Source organism: Bacteroides sp. BFG-637, assembly GCF_024793605.1.
Classification (GTDB): Bacteria; Bacteroidota; Bacteroidia; order Bacteroidales; family Bacteroidaceae; genus Bacteroides; species Bacteroides vicugnae.
The window spans coordinates 6,038,036-6,054,290 of sequence record NZ_JANUPD010000002.1 but is presented as its reverse complement, the minus strand read 5'-3'; the positions used below and the strand labels follow the sequence as shown (position 1 = coordinate 6,054,290).

Genomic DNA, 16,255 nt, shown 5'->3' with positions numbered 1-16,255 from the left:
TTATTTATTTTTTCCAATCCAGGTCAAACGTTTCCAGAGACCCTCAAAAGGACCATGTTTATGGTGTCGGAGCCACCACGAACAGAATACCATTTGTAATAGAACAAAAAGGATGCCAAAAAGAAAACTATATGTGATTCCTAAATATCGTCCCAATTCGAATCCCCAATGATAGAACAAAAGAGAACCGAAAATAGATTGCCCGAGATAGTTCGTTAAACTCATTTTACCATAAGAGGTGAAACGCATAAAGAAACTGCGGTCTTTCACACGGTAGAAAGTCAACAGTAATCCTGTCACCAGTAATACCATGAAACTAAGGCTGCTGAATGAACTTAATATCAATTGTAGAGGAACAAGGACGGCACTCCGTTCGATGAATTCCGGCAACATATTATTTAATCCGTAGATGGGGAAGAAGCAGAGAAGCGAAATTGCCAATGCTTTTAGCCACAAGCGTTCGTTCTGTTCGCTATACAGGAAATATTTGCGGCGACCAACCAGCATTCCGAATAGGAATAGTCCCGGTGTTTGTAAGATACGTCCGTGTTCCAATGCCCAGGTCATGTTAGCCATTTGTCCTTCCCACATATTCATGCGGACTGTTTCAAGGAAGTTGCCATGCTTTTGCACGTCGAAAGCGATGCTGAAATAATAACCTGCCAGACTTTTACCTGCCACATAGTCAGGATTGCATAAGGCATAGATCAATTTTGCCCAGTCGATAGGTTGAAGGATTAATAAAGTAGCAAAGATAGCAACTGTACGGTCACTCATCCGGCAAAATATCGGCAGGATAATTCCTAAAATCGCATACATGGTTAATATTTCACCGGTAAAGAAAGCGGCATTGAATTGTCCTATAATGAACAGGATGAATAATCTCCATAAAAAACGCAGGCGGAAATCTTTCCCTCTCCGTTGTTGGTTATTGTCCTGAATATAGAAACTGAAACCGAATAGCAAAGCAAATACAGCGTATGCTTTATTGCTGAATGTGAAGAATAATCCTCTCCAGATTGCCTGATCGGTAAATTTCATCCATTCAAAAGGGACTTCTTCCGGAAAAGAATAGGAAATTAAAGTGTTCAATACTGTGCAAGAGGATGATTCCCATTACTGCCAATCCTCTTAATACGTCGGCCACGTCTATTCGGGCATTGGTTTCGGCGATTTTACTTTCCATGTTTTTTTAGCTATTGTTATTAATAAGATTAATATTTGTTCCAAGAGGAATATATTCAGGCACGGATTACGCGGATTACACGGCTTCAAAAAGATTGCATAGCCAAAACCGTGTAATCCGCGTAATCCGTGCCTAATTCCTTATTTATAATTTCATTCATAACCCTATGGGAATGAATGATAGTCTGTTTTCAACTACTACGATTAATACTTAATACTTGACACTCAATACTTGAATTAAAACCTCACCTGTACCTGTGCCTGTATCAGATTGGAATCTTTCTGTCCATCTCCTTTTTTGTCACAAAAGGTATATTGTGCCTGCAATCGACATCTGGGATAAAACCAGTATTGTACGCCTGCAATATAGTTATTTTGTTTGAAATCTGCGCTCTTGTTCGGGTTGAAATAATCGTACGAAGCGATGAAATCGAAATTCCGTGCAAAGCGTAGGCTTCCCGTTGCATAGAAGCCTTCACTTGTCACACTTCGGTCTTTTCCGCCAAGATATTCCGTACGCAGATTAAAAGTCGGAGTAGTGACAACACCTCCTGCACTCCAACGTTTCTTGGCGTAATTTTCTCCCGCTTTGATTCCGGTATATTCCGAATCGGCTATGGCGTGCCCTGTTCCGCGGATGAACGAACCACCTACGGATAACCATTTCAGAGGATAAACCATCAAATTGCCGACCACATCTTTCTGGTTGTTTTTGTCTTTGGTATTCAATCCCTGCCCGTTCATTACGGCCACTTTATATTGCAGGAAGTCTCGAAATACTTTCCCATGAAGCATCATGCCAATATCCCGTCCGGAAGTCATTCCGTAACACTTATCGCTACCGCTTACTCCTGCCAGATAGCAGACAGATTGTGAATAGCAATTAATAAGTTCTACTGTAGTAGGAGACAATTCGTTTTCTATGGTATAAGGAACTTTGAATTCACCGATACGTGCCGTAAGTCCGGGGAGAAACTGATAATCGGTATATACTTCGAGTAGCATACCGCCATTGTAGAAGTCATACATAAAGTCGCAAGTCCACCGTTTGGTGATCTTTCCATGTGCCATGAAAATGATTCTTTTGATGTCGAATGTATTGTCAGGATTCGCTGCATCGTCGTATGTATATCCCAGCTGGGCATATCCGGAGAGGCTAATTCGTTCTTTCAGCGTGTTGACAACCTGATTTAGTGGCGTTTGTTCTTGTGCAAGAAGGGCATTTTGCATACCTATTATACATAATACAAAAGTGAAGAGTTTAAGTAGTGTTTTTCGCATAAGTCAGTTGTTATTTGATTATGGTTGATACTGTGGGGATAAACGTAGTGTCAATCAGATTCTTTTCAGAGTAGGTTTGGGGTATTCGGTGGTTTTCTTTCAACCAGTGTATAGCCTTGTCTATCGCTTCAGCGGAGGGGCGTTTTGCTTTTTGATAACCGGGGAGGGCAACGAGCCCTGTCAGATTTTCGGGCACACCTATTTCTATCAGTACTTGTTCCCATTCTTTCTGCGGGTGCATTTTTATATAATCTACTCCCAGGTTATATCCTGTGATGAGTAACTCGATTTCTTTTCTCTTTTCGTTGAGTGCTTTTCGTGAAAAAGCGGTAGCGGTGAAATCGATACCCAGCTCTTGCGTACTTACCAATGAACGATGTTTATTGTTCATGGCGATGGATGCGGCAGGATCGGGCAGGAAAGAGGCGTCAATCTGATTGTACTGCAACATTTGCAGGCGGAGAGGAAGCTGGCCGATTTCCGGCATGTTTATTTCCGTATGCTTGATTCCGGCTTTGCTTAATAGCTGGTCGGTGGCATATTCGATAACTGTGTTGCGCGATACAGCGATATTCTTTTCCTTGAGCTGTTCCAGTTGGTTGATATTACTTTCTTTGGAGACAATGGAAGCAGAAATAACCGTCATTCTTCAGGATGAATGCTAAATCAGTATGATGAATAGCTTGTAATGCTACCGCACTGGGATAATCAGTAATCATGCCATCCATTTTCCGGGTTTGGAAAGCAGCGTCCCGGTCGTTGGCAGAGTTGAATGAAAGAATGGTCAAGTCCAGTCCTAATGAGTCGTAAATGCCTTGCGTTTTGGCTATATGAAAAGGAAGTCCGTCTAGTGTAGGCATCATGCCTAAGGTAAGTGGTTGCAGTTCGGCTAGAGGTAAAAAAGAGCTGTCTCCTTTCTTACTCTGGCAAGAGTAAAGGAAGAAAAGGATGAACCAAAAGAATAGTACCGGTCTTTTCATACCTCGTTTTTATAAATAAGAGGACCTCTTTTTTTATAAATAGGGGCAACTCTTTTCACAAAGAACTGCCCCGACCAACATTTTTGTGTGAAATTAACAATAATCTTATTCTTGAATAGCAGCGATACCCGGAAGAACTTTTCCTTCGATTGCTTCGAGCAATGCGCCACCACCAGTTGAAACATAAGACACACCGTTAGCCAAACCGAACTTGTTAACGCAAGCTACAGAGTCGCCACCACCTACGAGTGAGAATGCGCCTTTCTTAGTTGCTTCAACGATTGCTTCACCTACTGCACGTGAACCGTGAGTGAAGTTATCAAATTCGAATACGCCTGTAGGACCGTTCCAAAGAATAGTCTTAGATTCTTTGATCACGTTAGCGAAGATTTCTTCAGTCTTAGGACCGATGTCAAGACCTTCCCATCCGTCAGGAATTTCGTCAACAGCACAGAATTTAGTATTTGCATCGTTAGAGAATGCGTCAGCAATCTTAGCGTCAACAGCCAATACCAGGTTTACACCTTTTTCTTTAGCTTTCTTTATCAAATCCAAAGCCAGGTCAAGTTTGTCGTCCTCACAGATAGAGATACCGATTTTACCCCCCATTGCTTTAGTAAATGTATAAGTCATACCACCGGCGATGATCAGGTTGTCCACCTTGCTCAACAGGTTTTCGATGATTTCGATTTTAGAAGAAACTTTAGAGCCACCCATGATAGCAGTGAACGGACGTTGGATGTCGTTCAATACTTTATCAACAGCTTTCACTTCTTTCTCCATCAAGTAACCGAACATCTTGTTGTTTACGTCGAAATATTTAGCGATCAATGCTGTAGAAGCGTGTGCACGGTGGGCAGTACCGAATGCGTCGTTTACGTAGCAGTCAGCGTAAGAAGCCAATTTCTTGGTAAATTCTTTCTGGCTTTCTTTTACAGCTTTCTTAGCAGCAGCTTTTTCTTCGTCAGTTGCATCTTCTGCCAAACCTCTTGGTTTGCCTTCTTCTTCAGCGTAGAAACGAAGGTTTTCGAGCAACAGCACTTCTCCCGGTTGCAGAGCAGCAGCTTTTACAGCAGCTTCTTCGCCCATGCAGTCGTTAGCGAACTGAACCTCAACGCCCAGCAGTTCAGACAGATGCTTGATGATATGTTTCAAAGAGAACTTATCGGCAACGCCTTTCGGACGGCCCAGGTGAGAGCCAATGATGATGCTTCCGCCGTCTGCCAGAATCTTCTTCAAAGTAGGAAGAGCTGCACGCATACGAGTGTCATCTGTAATGTTGAAGTTTTCGTCCAGGGGTACATTGAAGTCCACGCGAACAAATGCCTTTTTACCGGCAAAATTGAATTTGTCAATTGTCTGCATAATACTCTATTTTTATTTAAAAGTGTTTTTAAAATTCTTCTTTTAGAACGACTGCAAAGTTACTATTTATTTCGGTTCCTTGCTATTAAATCGTTATTTATTCTTGGCTTTTGGTTCCTCTTTTGTAACTTTATAGGTGTTACAGAAATATTTGCACATCATTTGCAAACCACAGGTGTCACATTTGGGAGTACGTGCCTGACAAACGTAACGGCCGTGCAGGATGAGCCAGTGATGGGCAATCGGTATGAGCTTTTCAGGAATATTCTTCACCAGTTCTTTTTCCACGCTGAACGGGGTGGTGCAACTGTCCGGGACCAGTCCGATGCGGTGGCTGACACGGAACACGTGTGTATCTACCGCCATTGCCGCTTTTTTGAATACAACCGACTGAATCACATTGGCTGTCTTTCTTCCTACACCGGGCAACTTTATCAGATCTTCCAGATTATCCGGCACCTCGCTATTGAAGTCATTCACCAGCATCTTTGCCATGCCGACCAGATGTTTGGCTTTGTTGTTGGGATAAGACACGCTTCGTATGTATTCGAAAATCACTTCCGGCGTAGTGGCAGCCAGTGCTTCCGGAGTCGGAAAATCTTTATACAAAGGAGGAGTGATGATATTCACCCGTTTGTCCGTGCATTGTGCAGAAAGAATAACAGCGATCAGCAACTCATACGGATTGTTGTAATGCAGTTCGGTTTCGGCTACAGGTATGTTGTCCTGAAACCAGGCGATTACTTTCTCATAACGTTCTTTCTTTCTCATCGTAGCTTGTTTTTATGGTAATGAGGCGTCACTTTTAGTCTGAAATAGAGGGCGGAAACTACCGTCAGGCAGGCTCCGAAAAGATAGGCCTTATCAAATGTACTTATTTCTGCGATATATCCTCCGGTCAGCATACCGATGCCGATTCCTACATCCCAGGAAGTGAGGTAGGTAGAAGTCGCTGTTCCCCGCTGGCTGTTAGGGGCGAGGTTGACAAACAGCGTGTTAAATGCCGGAAACATAATGCCAAACCCGACACCCATTAATAATGCGATGCCAAAAAACAGCAGGGTACAGACGGTATCATTCCATTGAATCAGGTATACACAGGCTGAAAGCAGGAAGAAACTGAAAACAACCAGGTATAATCCGGCAGCTATTACTTGCGTTATTTTTCCGCGATCCACCAGTTTTCCTGAAAAGATGCGGGAGATGGCCATACCGACTGCCATAAAGGTAAAGAAGAACCCGGTTTGTGTGTTCAATCCTATTTGGCGGGCGTACATGGCGACATAGTTAGTGGTCATTCCGTAAGGGATGGAAAGTAACAGCAGACTAAGTCCGGCAGGCAGTCCTTTCATCAGGATAAAGCGGTCGAGCGAGATCGGCTCCCGTTTCACAGGAGGCTTGTAGGGCGTTTTTACCAGACTTGCACATAGAAAACCTAAAATGCAGGAACCGAATGCATAACAGAATATCGTAGCAAAAGAAACTCCCGCATCATGCAGAAACAGTCCGAACATCGGTCCGATGGACATGGCTGTGTTGTTGGTAAGCCCGTAATAACCTAAGCCTTCCCCTCGCCGGGAAGAGGGCATAATGTCTATAACTACCGTGTTTCCGCCTACTGTGACCATTCCGAAAGAGACTCCGTGAATGATTCGGAAGATAATAAATAAGGTAAGGGAACCGGCAATTAAATATCCGCCGAACATCATCATGAAGATGAAGTAAGCAAACAGATAAAGAGGTTTCCGGGCAAACGTGTCGAGCAGATAGCCGGAAAACGGACGGATACAGAGGGCTGCCACCGTGTAGCAGGAGAGGACAATGCCGATAGTGGAATTTCCAGCCTGGAAGAATTCGGATAAATAGAACGGCAAAACAGGAATCAGCAACCAGAAACCGAAGTATAGCAGGAAGTTGGCTGCCAAGATGAAACAATAACTGGGAGTAATGAGTCTATCCTTTGCCATAATGAATGTATTTGTTTCACCACAGAGGACGCAGAGGACGCAGAGTCTCACGGAGTTTTTTCTTTCTAATGACTTTCTATGAAAAACGAGCCGTAGTTGATACGGCTGAAATAAGAACTCTGTGTCCTCTGCGTCCTCTGTGGTGAAATCTAATTTAGTAAGCGCTCTCGAATTCTTTTAGGAAGCGCGTATCGTTTTCAGAGAACATACGGAGGTCTTTCACCTGATATTTCAGGTTTGTGATACGCTCGATACCCATACCGAGAGCATAACCGCTGTATATTTTGCTGTCTATTCCGTTTGATTCAAGTACGTTCGGGTCCACCATACCGCAACCGAGGATTTCTACCCAGCCGGTGTGTTTACAGAACGGACATCCTTTGCCACCGCAGATGTTACAGCTGATATCCATTTCCGCACTTGGTTCGGTAAACGGGAAGTAAGACGGACGCAGACGAATTTTTGTATCAGCACCGAACATTTCTTTGGCGAAGAGCAGCAACACCTGCTTCAAGTCGGTGAATGATACGTTTTTATCTACATACAGTGCTTCTACCTGATGGAAGAAACAGTGTGCGCGATAGCTGATAGCTTCGTTACGATATACACGTCCCGGACAGATGATGCGGATAGGAGGCTGTGACGTTTCCATCACACGGGTCTGTACAGAAGAAGTATGTGTACGCAATACTACGTCCGGGTGGGCTTCGATAAAGAAAGTATCCTGCATATCGCGTGCCGGATGGTCTTCGGCAAAGTTCAGTGCCGAGAACACGTGCCAGTCATCTTCAATTTCCGGACCTTCGGCAATGCTGAATCCCAGACGGGCAAAGATATCAATGATTTCGTTCTTTACAATGGTGAGCGGGTGGCGTGTACCGAGTTCCACAGGATAAGCCGAACGCGTCAAATCCAGTCCGTCACAATCGTTGTCCTGACTTTCAAACATTTCTTTCAGCGCGTTGATTTTGTCCTGCGCTTTTGTTTTCAGTTCATTCAGTCTCATGCCGACTTCTTTTTTCTGTTCGGCAGCTACGTTACGGAAATCTGCCATTAAGTCGTTAATGGCTCCCTTCTTACTTAGGTATTTGATGCGGAGAGCTTCGAGTTCTTCGGCATTGGAGGCGTGTAAGGCTTCCACCTCTTTCAGAAGTTGTTCAATCTTAGCTATCATATTTTTGATGTATTGTTATTCAGTTTCTTAGTAAAAACCGTGCAAAGATATAATTTTATCACGAACCATCGAAATAATTTGTATCTTTGTTGCCGATATGTACCGAAAATCCGGCAACTTATGAAAAAGATTGTTTTCTGTCTTCTGCTTTTAACCTTTTCTTTTCGCCTTGCGGCCCAAATTGACTATTTGGAGCCGGTGAAGCCTTTTTCCACTTATACAGGCGAGTTAGGCGAATATTATCGTAGTGTGTTTTCTTTACTTAATACAGGCTTCCAGAAACAGCCTTATGCGCGTTTTGCAGCTATCCCTTCCTTTTCGCCGGAGTATGCAATGTCGGTAGAGAAGAGGAACGGACGTTATACGCTGGTTTCGAACACATTATCGCGTACTTATTGGCAGGCGGAGAAGGGAACGGTGACGGTGGATACTAAATCGGTTGTCATTAGTGCTTCCCTATATCAGTCTTTAGGGGCTATCTTTCGTTTGGTGACAGAGCAGGTACAGGATTTGGACGGTTCTACGGCTGGTTTGGATGGAATTGTTTATTTTTTCTCTTCTACGGATGCCAAAGGTAAAGAGCAGATGGGACGTAAATGGTCGCCGGAAAAGGGAACGTTGATGGAACGTCTCGTGTTGGTTTGTCAGTCGGCTTATATGTTATCCCGAGGGGAAAATATTTCGGAACAGACGTTGGCAGTGGAGGCTGCTGCTTTATTAAAAGCATTGCAACAGCGTACCAAGGAAGAGCCGGATGCTTATAAGCGGCCGATGTATATCGGAATTTATCCGGTGGGGCCCCGTTCAAAGACACTTTCCGGAAGACAGGTGGAGGAACCTGCTCATTTCTCTGCGATGACTCCGGAAGAATATATTGCCAGTGAAATGGTTTATCCGTCAGGGCTTTTGGAGAAGAATGTTTCGGGTTATGCTTTATGTGAGTTTACTATTGATAAGGAAGGGGTTATCCTTCGTCCTCATATTCTACGTTCCACTCATCCGGAATTTGCAGAGGAGGCTCTCCGCATTGTCAAAGGGATGCCGAAATGGTCACCTGCATTGGTGGGAGGAAAGCCGGCGGATAGTAATTACACTCTTTATGTTCCTTTCCGTCCGCAACTCTATCGGAATAAATAAGCAACTTTGCATCCAAAGTCCGATTAATAAAAAAAGAGATATTGCATTTATAAGTTGAACTTATACTCTCTCCAATAAATAAAAAAATAAATTTGCTGTCATCTGTCACAGATTGTGACTTAACTGTTTGATTATGAAAAGTTAATGGCGTGACAGCAGCATGGTGACAGCACTGTGACGGCAATAATGCTGTCACTGCAAAGCAAAGAAGAGATAAACGCACTGCAAAGGCGGTATGGTAGAGATGCATACCCAAATCAAGTAAAAATCACAGATGAAGTTTCATGGCCTGAATAGTATTAACCACAGGCAGATAAGCTATTTTATTTATTACCCCTGTACATACGGGGCGGGATCTGCCTTGTAACCGATAGTTTCAAGCCTTGAAACTATTGGTTTTGCGGTGTGAAACTACAGTTTCATCGCCTTGAAACTTTAGTTTCTCTTAGGTGAAACTATAGTTTCACACTGATGGAACTTTAGTTTCTCGCCGATGAAACTATTCCCCCATGTAGTTGTTTACTTATTTATCTTATATAAAATTCCATTGTAACTAAAAAGCTTGTCATTTATTATCTTTCTTTTCAGAAAAAAGAAGTATATTTGCAATCAAGGACCGGACCTTTGACAGCCGGACTTGTATTTATAGGACATTTAATTTATCTAACAGGAAACTAGCAATTTTCAAACAGATGATAAATCAAATGTCCGTGCCAAGCTTATATCCTTATCGATATATAAGTTTTGGTGCGGGCATACTGTATTTTCATCTGTCGGTTTTGCTAGTACCGCTGTTGGGAAATATATGTATCGTTCGCACCTTTTTTATATTTGGTTGCGACGTATACATCTAAAAACAAAACGAGGTATGACAACAAAACAATGGATTGGTATTGAAGAAGCAGCAACCAAGTATCAGGTATCTACCAGACGTATTATTACTTGGTGTAAAAGACAGGAGATTATTTATTCAGAAATCGGTGATTATCTGATGCTTGATGAAAACAGTCTGACGGATTGTCTTGAACGAAATATCCGGTTCAGTCTTTCCGAAGAAGAACACAAACGCCGGATGGATGAGAAGATGAAGGAAAATGAAGAGGAACTTTTTCTGCTTCAATCGCTGAAAGAGTTGACCCCATTGATTCGGTTAATAATAAAAGAGCTTGCCGGAATGATAAGAAATGATGAAAGACGGCAGCTATTTCTCTATACCGTCTTGCAAGGAAACATCAAGGATTTTAGTGTCCGGAAACACATGAAATATCGTCAAGCGCAGAAAGTATTTGAGGGACTTGTACAGGAAATAAAATCTCAAGCGGGATTCCTTAGGACTTATAAGGAAGACAATATCCGCCTTAGAGCAACAATAAGGGCGTATGAAATGAAATCCCGCCAGAATGGCTTTGATAATGATATGCTCATGAGGGAGGCAGAAGAGACGAATCCGGAAATTTTTATTCCCGAAGATATAAAAGCGGCAAAGGCTTTGCTCGATACTCCTATCACAGAATTGAAATTTGATATTCGGTCGCAGCGGATCATTTCTGAAGCTGATATAAAAACGCTCCGGGAACTGCTACAAATCACTTCTCAATATGGGTTTAGGAAATTGCGTGATATGTTACGGAATTTCGGGCTGGTTTCACAAAAGAAAGTGGAAAAACGCTTGAAAGAGCTGAATGTACTGGACGTTGCCGGTAACTGTAATTTATATAGGTATCTGGATGAATGACACAGATTGGGCTGGAGTGTTTCTTTGATAGTATAATAACATGACTGATTTCTTCAAAAATCATTAAAATAGAAAACTTTTCTTCATTTGTATTGTCTTATAGCCATAAACTTTTAAAACGAGAAATTATGGATGATATGATTAACAGGCATGATTCGATAGCCGAAGAAAATATCGAACCGAATGGTCGTCCGGCTAAGAACCAGTTTGAGGAATGGAGTGGCGAGGTTGCCGACCGTGCCGATGACGCATTTAAGAATGACAAGAAAGACGGTCCCATTAAAGACCGTGAGAAACGTATAAAAGAAATGGACGAAGTGATTAAAAAGGACCTTGAATAAAGGTCCTTTTTTTGTTTTCTGCGATACGGAAAGATAGTACAGAAAGATGCATACGGATAAATAAAAATAAGAAATTATACTATCATCCAGTAAATCAATATAGGTATTAAAATTCCTATTATCGTTAGAATTCCGCCGATGCCCCACAATCCCTTTTTCCCGGGAACAATCAGTAACCCGGTGATGAGCAAAATAAACATGAGTAAGAGGAATGCATCGGAGGTTATTGTCCATAAAGAACCCGGATTGCGATGTAACTTATTCAATGCGGTTAGGAAAGCGGGACGATGCATTTCTTTGATAAATGCCTGCTGGCTGGTTGCATCCAACTTGATTACCAATTGCTCTTTGCCAAAGATGGTCAGTTTGTTTTTACTGAGGCTGAAACGGTTATACAGGTCGGGATTGCATGAGAGATCGGAGATAATCTTTCGTGCATCGGCTTCTGTAAAATCGTCTTTATTGGCAGGGAGTTGGAATATATAGTCTACTGTGCGCTCCTTTTTCTGATTCATGAATGTAAATTCTTTCCGGTGGTTGAGCAGGAAGCCGGAAAGGAGATAGACAAACAGGATGCCTGCACAAATGAAAGATACATAACGGTGCGTTAAACGTAAGTATTTTAGTGTTTTGGGAGATAACATTTTTATATAGAATTTACTAAGTTAGTGAATGTCCAATTCGTTTAATATGTATTGGGAATGTGAGAATTGCTCCAAAGTCCATAATACATAGCGGATATCTACTGCGATGTTACGGCTTTTCTCATTGCCTGCAGTTTCGTAATCGGAACTAAGTCCCTGCCAGATACGGTCGAAGTTGATACCCACCACTTCTCCTTTGGCATTCAATACCGGACTGCCCGAACTACTCGAAGTGGTATGTGCATCTGTCAGGAAACAACAGGTGGGTGTCACTTTCTGGTTAAAGTAGTTACTGGGTTGGCGGTGTTCGATGAGTTTGACGAAACGTGCCGGCAGATTGAAGTCCTTGTTTCCGGCATAAAGGCGATGACGGCTGAGCATTCCGTCAACAGTTGTAAATGGAGTATAGATGACTCCTTCGCTGGGAACGGCTGCCTTTACTTTTCCCGTAGAATAACGTAGGGTGCGGTTGGCGTCAAATGCAATTTGTGTCCCCTTGTTCTTTTCAGCGTATGCTTGCAGATACAAGGAGTAGAGTTTCATGTTTTTATTCTGATACGCTTGTTTCAAACGGTTTATTTTTTCTACATACACCAGATAGAAACCGAGTGACAACTGATACAGCCCATCTTGTGACAGTGCAGCTGTTCCTTGTGTCGGTACACTGTCCAGAAGTGCGAGCATACTTTCCTGATTACGCAAGGGGGAATGATCGTACAGGCTGTCTATATAGGCAGAAAGATGTTGAGGGTAATGCTTTTCTACCTTTTTCAATGCTGTGGAGTAGAAAATAGAATCTACGTGGTCCAGATAATAAGCCAACATCTTTTTCATGATATATTTGTCGTCTTCAGGTCTGAAATCACGATAGAATGCTACGGTAAGCGGTTTCAGTTTGCGGATTTCTCCTTTCATGGCAGTCTTTACATTCTTGCTTTTTCTTTGTTCCATTTGCACCAGTTTTTCAAATTTTCCGGCAAAAGGGATGACGTTGGCACCGTAAAGTGCGACTTCGCGAAACATCTGGTCTGTGAAGTTCAGTTGGGTAAGACGTTCGTAGTTTGCTTTCATATCATCGAGCAATGTTGCCCCGTAGCGTTGCGTACGGGTGTCATCAGACAGAATCCATTCTGTCATCGCCTGTTCCTCCTGCTGTTTCCGGGCAATGATGCCGGATTCTTTCACACCACTGATCTCACCAATTGATTTTAGATAGACATTAGCAGCACTTCCGGCCTTAATGTTATAGTAGGAATAAAGCGAGTCGGCAGCCGTTTCTTTACGTTGTGTGTAGAAGTCGAGCTTGATTTTGGCAATATCTGCTTCTGCTTGCGTGTCTTTGAATACAATTTTCTCAAGGGCGAACGAAGGGACATATTGCCTTGTTTGTGCAGGATATCCGGCAACCATCACAAAATCATCGGGTTTCACTCCTTTGGTAGAGATAGACAAATGAGCGTCGGGTTGATAGGGGCGGTTCTGCTTGTTGTAGGCTGCCGGTTGGTTTTTATCGTTGGCATAAACGCGCAAGATGGCGAAATCGGCGGAGTAACGGGGCCATTGCCAGTTGTCTGTGTCGCCTCCGAATTTCCCTATCGAGATGGGGGGAGCGGCTACGATACGCACATCCTTGAAGCAGCGGAAGACAGCCAGGATGTATTGTCTGCCACCAAATAAGGAGTAGATTTTTCCTTCTACACCGCGACCTTTGGCTTGGGATTTGACAATTTTATTCCCGTTCTCGTTGATCTTTTGGGTAAGTGCCTGATCGGTAAGATTCCCGGTATCTTGTGTGATTTCCGTCGTTACGTCTTTGATAGTGATTAATTGATTGACCTGTAAATTCGGAAGATAAGTCTCTTCGCTGCGTTGGGTAGCCCAGCAGCCATGCTTCACGTAATCGTGGTTTGCATCGGAGATATGTTCGAGATAACGTGCGACACAGTGGAAGTTGGTCAATACCAGTCCTTCACCGGAGATGAAAGAGGCACTGGCAGAGGGAGAAAATGTACTGTTGTCATAACTTAATGAAAGGATAGCATTCGACAAGCACGACTGGTTGATGTCGTAAATGTCTTTTTCACTAAGACGCAATCCCTGTTTTTTCATTGCCTGATGTACTTTTCCTTGTATTTGAGTAGGTAGCCAGAAGCCTCCATCGGCATGCACGGGTTGTATGCACAACAGGCAGAGGAGGTAGAAGGCGGAAATAATGGTAGTTAGCTTCATTGTATTTTGTTTTTTAAATAATTATTCCAGGTAGAAGGATTAGTTGTTAACTGTTCGCGGATGCGGGTAAGATGCTCGCTGACCGTCGGGGAGAAGAGTACACTGAAAGAGGAGGTACGTGCTTCTGTTAGCAATGATTGCAAGGTCTGGAGATAGCTTTCCTGCAAATGTCGTGTGAATATGTCCGGTGTCTTGTCCGTAAAAAGATAGTTGGCAGAGACTTCCAGATAATGGGCGTAGGTAAATCCTGCTGGTGTTTCGTTCGAAGAGATTCGTTCGGCAATGATTCTGCCAAACATCTTTTCAATAATTGTCTTTTGTGCTTTTATGATGGCTTCGGTTGGGTTGCCGGCATATTTGCATACGGCATCCGTCCGTAGGAAGTTGTATCCGCCAAGCAGTTCTTTCCAAAGAAATTCGACAGCTTTTCCGGATACTTCATCGGAGAAACCAATAAAAGGAATCACACGTTCCAGATGGTCGAAATAGGCTTGCTGCAAATCGGTATAGGTGGCGGGCATCTCCTCAAACGGGTTATCTGTCAGACTTTTTTGTTCCATTCCGGCAATTGCGTCAATATTTGTTGAAGGTTGCGGATTCCGTAGGTTGCCGATGCGACAGGGTCGTTGCCGAGATCGGAGGTTTGAACGGTAGGATCAGTGGGGATGGTGCTCGGTGCCATGCGTCCGCAATGATACATGGGGTCGTTTTGTTTTTCATCTATCCATCCGGCTACAGTTCGGGTGTTCTCGCGGGAGAGATAGGCGTATCCGATACGGATGGCGTATCGGTCGTACACTCCCAACAGGGGAGGTAATACGTAACGGACGCCGTCTCCCGGTTGGGCGACATAATTGAACCGGGCATAATCCATGATGGACGGGGTGGTGCCGTAACGTTCTGTAAATTCCGGACGGCGCAGGTCTTCTGTATTATAGGCATACGAGGCTTTGAAATTATGTTCCAGTCCGAGGCAGTGGCCTATCTCATGGGCGGCGGCGTAACGGATTAATTGTGCCGTTATGTCATCCGGTAGTGTTTTCGTGCGTGCCGCAGGATGGTAGGCTGATGTTTGCAGGAAATACCATTTGCGTAGCAGGGCTATGACATTACTGTGAAACAACACATCTGCTTGCAGAATTTCTCCTGAACGCGGGTCTACCCAGTGTTTCCCCATTGCGTTCGGGAAATCGCTGACTACATATCGGAAACAGTTGAAACGTATATCGTTCGGATCGAACTCCGGTCCGGCTTCGGCGTATGTCTTTGCTTGCATAACTTCTTTAAAACCAATCTCTTCGAATGCTTTGTTCCAATCCAGTATTCCTTTGCGTATGGCTTTTTTCCAAAGAGGAGGGAAGGAATCGTCTATATAAAAAACGATGGGTTGTTGAGGCTTCACTTGTTTGCCTTGCAAATAACTGCGTACATCTTTAGGAGAGGGGACAATCCGGAAGCGGGTGATGTAGTTTTCCGCTGCGATTGAGGAAGTATCGAAGTCGAATTTCCGTTTAGGGATATTGTCATATCCTACCCGGGCATCGTGTATACGTGGTTGCATGGGTTGCTCAGGCAGTAGTAACAGCGATTTCCGTATCGTAGTGAGGAAAGGCTGGGTGGTTCCTTCAAAAACATACTGTACGCTGACTTCCAGGTTCTTTTCGTGGACGTCTACCTGAAGTATTTTATTGAGTTGGGGCAGGGAACGTCCTGGTGACGTTTTCCCTCCAAAAGGGTCTACACCTTCTATGGGCTCACTAAGAAATTTGCTCCAGTTTACAACAATCGAGCTGTCTGTCTCCTGTTCTATTTTCCAGGATTCCGCTATGGGAGTGATGGCATTGCGCGCATAAGCCGGATATGAAAGATGAGTTGTGTCCTCACATAAGTTTTTGGAGTCGGGACGTAACAGATATAACTGTTCTTTGTCATATTTGAAACGTATCCATACCGGATCATAAAGTCGCTGGCCTGCATAAAGTTTGACTTTATTATTGGGAGAACTGACGGTCATCACACGGGCTGCTAACAGGAAATCCCGGTTTATCAATCGTTTGGGTATTTCTACCAAACATCCTTTGGCGTTTTGCCGGATGTGAAACATGGGGGCAGAGTTACCCCAAAGGAGGGTGGGAAAGAGCAGCAGGAGTAGTAACCGAAGTTTGTTATTGGCAATTCTCATCATGATTGGTGTAAATTATCTGGTTGGTTTTTGTG

Annotated in this window: 12 protein-coding genes and 2 pseudogenes; 3 read left to right on the top strand and 11 right to left on the bottom strand. The window is 43.5% G+C overall.

Annotated elements, in window-relative coordinates; genetic code table 11:
- The 7 genes and pseudogenes from NXX38_RS23885 to pheS all read right to left on the bottom strand — a co-directional run bounded on the left by NXX38_RS23885 (nt 1) and on the right by pheS (nt 7,952).
- Nucleotides 1-1,186: pseudogene (locus NXX38_RS23885) on the bottom strand (DUF418 domain-containing protein).
- Nucleotides 1,187-1,422: 236 nt separating this feature from the next.
- Complete coding sequence (locus NXX38_RS23880; protein WP_195649547.1) at nt 1,423-2,415, bottom strand: porin; 993 nt, start codon at nt 2,413-2,415, stop codon at nt 1,423-1,425.
- Nucleotides 2,416-2,476: 61 nt separating this feature from the next.
- A pseudogene (locus tag NXX38_RS23875) lies at nt 2,477-3,446 on the bottom strand (ABC transporter substrate-binding protein).
- A 105-nt stretch (nt 3,447-3,551) separates the two neighbouring features.
- On the bottom strand, nt 3,552-4,811 hold the full coding sequence (locus NXX38_RS23870) for a phosphoglycerate kinase (protein WP_148364699.1): 1,260 nt from the start codon (nt 4,809-4,811) through the stop codon (nt 3,552-3,554).
- 93 nt (nt 4,812-4,904) lie between these two features.
- A complete protein-coding gene (gene nth / locus NXX38_RS23865; protein ID WP_004300865.1) occupies nt 4,905-5,582 on the bottom strand; it encodes an endonuclease III in 678 nt (225 codons plus the stop codon).
- Nucleotides 5,579-6,778, bottom strand: coding sequence for an MFS transporter (locus NXX38_RS23860; RefSeq protein ID WP_148364700.1), 1,200 nt, complete (start codon nt 6,776-6,778; stop codon nt 5,579-5,581). The genes nth and NXX38_RS23860 overlap by 4 nt, the downstream gene beginning before the upstream one ends.
- A 154-nt stretch (nt 6,779-6,932) precedes the next feature.
- Nucleotides 6,933-7,952: a phenylalanine--tRNA ligase subunit alpha gene (gene pheS, locus NXX38_RS23855; protein WP_148364701.1), complete on the bottom strand. Its 1,020-nt coding sequence runs from the start codon at nt 7,950-7,952 to the stop codon at nt 6,933-6,935.
- A gap of 120 nt (nt 7,953-8,072) precedes the next feature.
- Between pheS and NXX38_RS23850 the strand changes: the two genes are divergently transcribed.
- The 3 genes from NXX38_RS23850 to NXX38_RS23840 all read left to right on the top strand — a co-directional run bounded on the left by NXX38_RS23850 (nt 8,073) and on the right by NXX38_RS23840 (nt 11,165).
- The gene (locus NXX38_RS23850; protein WP_004300861.1) at nt 8,073-9,089 is read left to right on the top strand and encodes an energy transducer TonB; all 1,017 of its coding nucleotides are present in this window, start codon (nt 8,073-8,075) and stop codon (nt 9,087-9,089) included.
- A gap of 868 nt (nt 9,090-9,957) precedes the next feature.
- Nucleotides 9,958-10,824: a hypothetical protein gene (locus NXX38_RS23845; RefSeq protein WP_258981407.1), complete on the top strand. Its 867-nt coding sequence runs from the start codon at nt 9,958-9,960 to the stop codon at nt 10,822-10,824.
- Nucleotides 10,825-10,952: 128 nt separating this feature from the next.
- Nucleotides 10,953-11,165, top strand: coding sequence for a hypothetical protein (locus tag NXX38_RS23840; protein WP_117934125.1), 213 nt, complete (start codon nt 10,953-10,955; stop codon nt 11,163-11,165).
- Between the two features lie 74 nt (nt 11,166-11,239).
- On the opposite strand, the gene NXX38_RS23835 is transcribed toward NXX38_RS23840, so the two are convergent.
- From NXX38_RS23835 to NXX38_RS23820, 4 genes are read right to left on the bottom strand one after another with little or no spacing between them, the layout of a single operon-like run.
- On the bottom strand, nt 11,240-11,809 hold the full coding sequence (locus NXX38_RS23835; RefSeq protein WP_004321502.1) for a PepSY-associated TM helix domain-containing protein: 570 nt from the start codon (nt 11,807-11,809) through the stop codon (nt 11,240-11,242).
- A 21-nt stretch (nt 11,810-11,830) separates the two neighbouring features.
- Nucleotides 11,831-14,038 (bottom strand): S46 family peptidase, encoded by a 2,208-nt coding sequence (locus NXX38_RS23830; RefSeq protein ID WP_258981406.1) that lies wholly within the window; start codon nt 14,036-14,038, stop codon nt 11,831-11,833.
- A complete protein-coding gene (locus tag NXX38_RS23825; protein ID WP_258981405.1) occupies nt 14,035-14,598 on the bottom strand; it encodes a hypothetical protein in 564 nt (187 codons plus the stop codon). Before NXX38_RS23825 ends, NXX38_RS23830 begins: the two co-directional genes overlap by 4 nt.
- Complete coding sequence (locus NXX38_RS23820) at nt 14,580-16,223, bottom strand: zinc-dependent metalloprotease (RefSeq protein ID WP_258981403.1); 1,644 nt, start codon at nt 16,221-16,223, stop codon at nt 14,580-14,582. The genes NXX38_RS23825 and NXX38_RS23820 overlap by 19 nt, the downstream gene beginning before the upstream one ends.
- Nucleotides 16,224-16,255 lie beyond the last annotated feature (32 nt).

Bases quoted from the DNA above. Each gene is read 5' to 3' on its own strand.
- NXX38_RS23835 (WP_004321502.1), bottom strand. From the start codon at position 11,809: ATGTTATCTCCCAAAACACTAAAATACTTACGTTTAACGCACCGTTAT.
- NXX38_RS23880 (WP_195649547.1), bottom strand. From the start codon at position 2,415: ATGCAAAATGCCCTTCTTGCACAAGAACAAACGCCACTAAATCAGGTT.
- pheS (WP_148364701.1), bottom strand. From the start codon at position 7,952: ATGATAGCTAAGATTGAACAACTTCTGAAAGAGGTGGAAGCCTTACAC.
- NXX38_RS23840 (WP_117934125.1), top strand. From the start codon at position 10,953: ATGGATGATATGATTAACAGGCATGATTCGATAGCCGAAGAAAATATC.
- NXX38_RS23830 (WP_258981406.1), bottom strand. From the start codon at position 14,038: ATGAAGCTAACTACCATTATTTCCGCCTTCTACCTCCTCTGCCTGTTG.
- NXX38_RS23870 (WP_148364699.1), bottom strand. From the start codon at position 4,811: ATGCAGACAATTGACAAATTCAATTTTGCCGGTAAAAAGGCATTTGTT.
- NXX38_RS23860 (WP_148364700.1), bottom strand. From the start codon at position 6,778: ATGGCAAAGGATAGACTCATTACTCCCAGTTATTGTTTCATCTTGGCA.
- NXX38_RS23825 (WP_258981405.1), bottom strand. From the start codon at position 14,598: ATGGAACAAAAAAGTCTGACAGATAACCCGTTTGAGGAGATGCCCGCC.
- nth (WP_004300865.1), bottom strand. From the start codon at position 5,582: ATGAGAAAGAAAGAACGTTATGAGAAAGTAATCGCCTGGTTTCAGGAC.
- NXX38_RS23845 (WP_258981407.1), top strand. From the start codon at position 9,958: ATGACAACAAAACAATGGATTGGTATTGAAGAAGCAGCAACCAAGTAT.
- NXX38_RS23820 (WP_258981403.1), bottom strand. From the start codon at position 16,223: ATGATGAGAATTGCCAATAACAAACTTCGGTTACTACTCCTGCTGCTC.
- NXX38_RS23850 (WP_004300861.1), top strand. From the start codon at position 8,073: ATGAAAAAGATTGTTTTCTGTCTTCTGCTTTTAACCTTTTCTTTTCGC.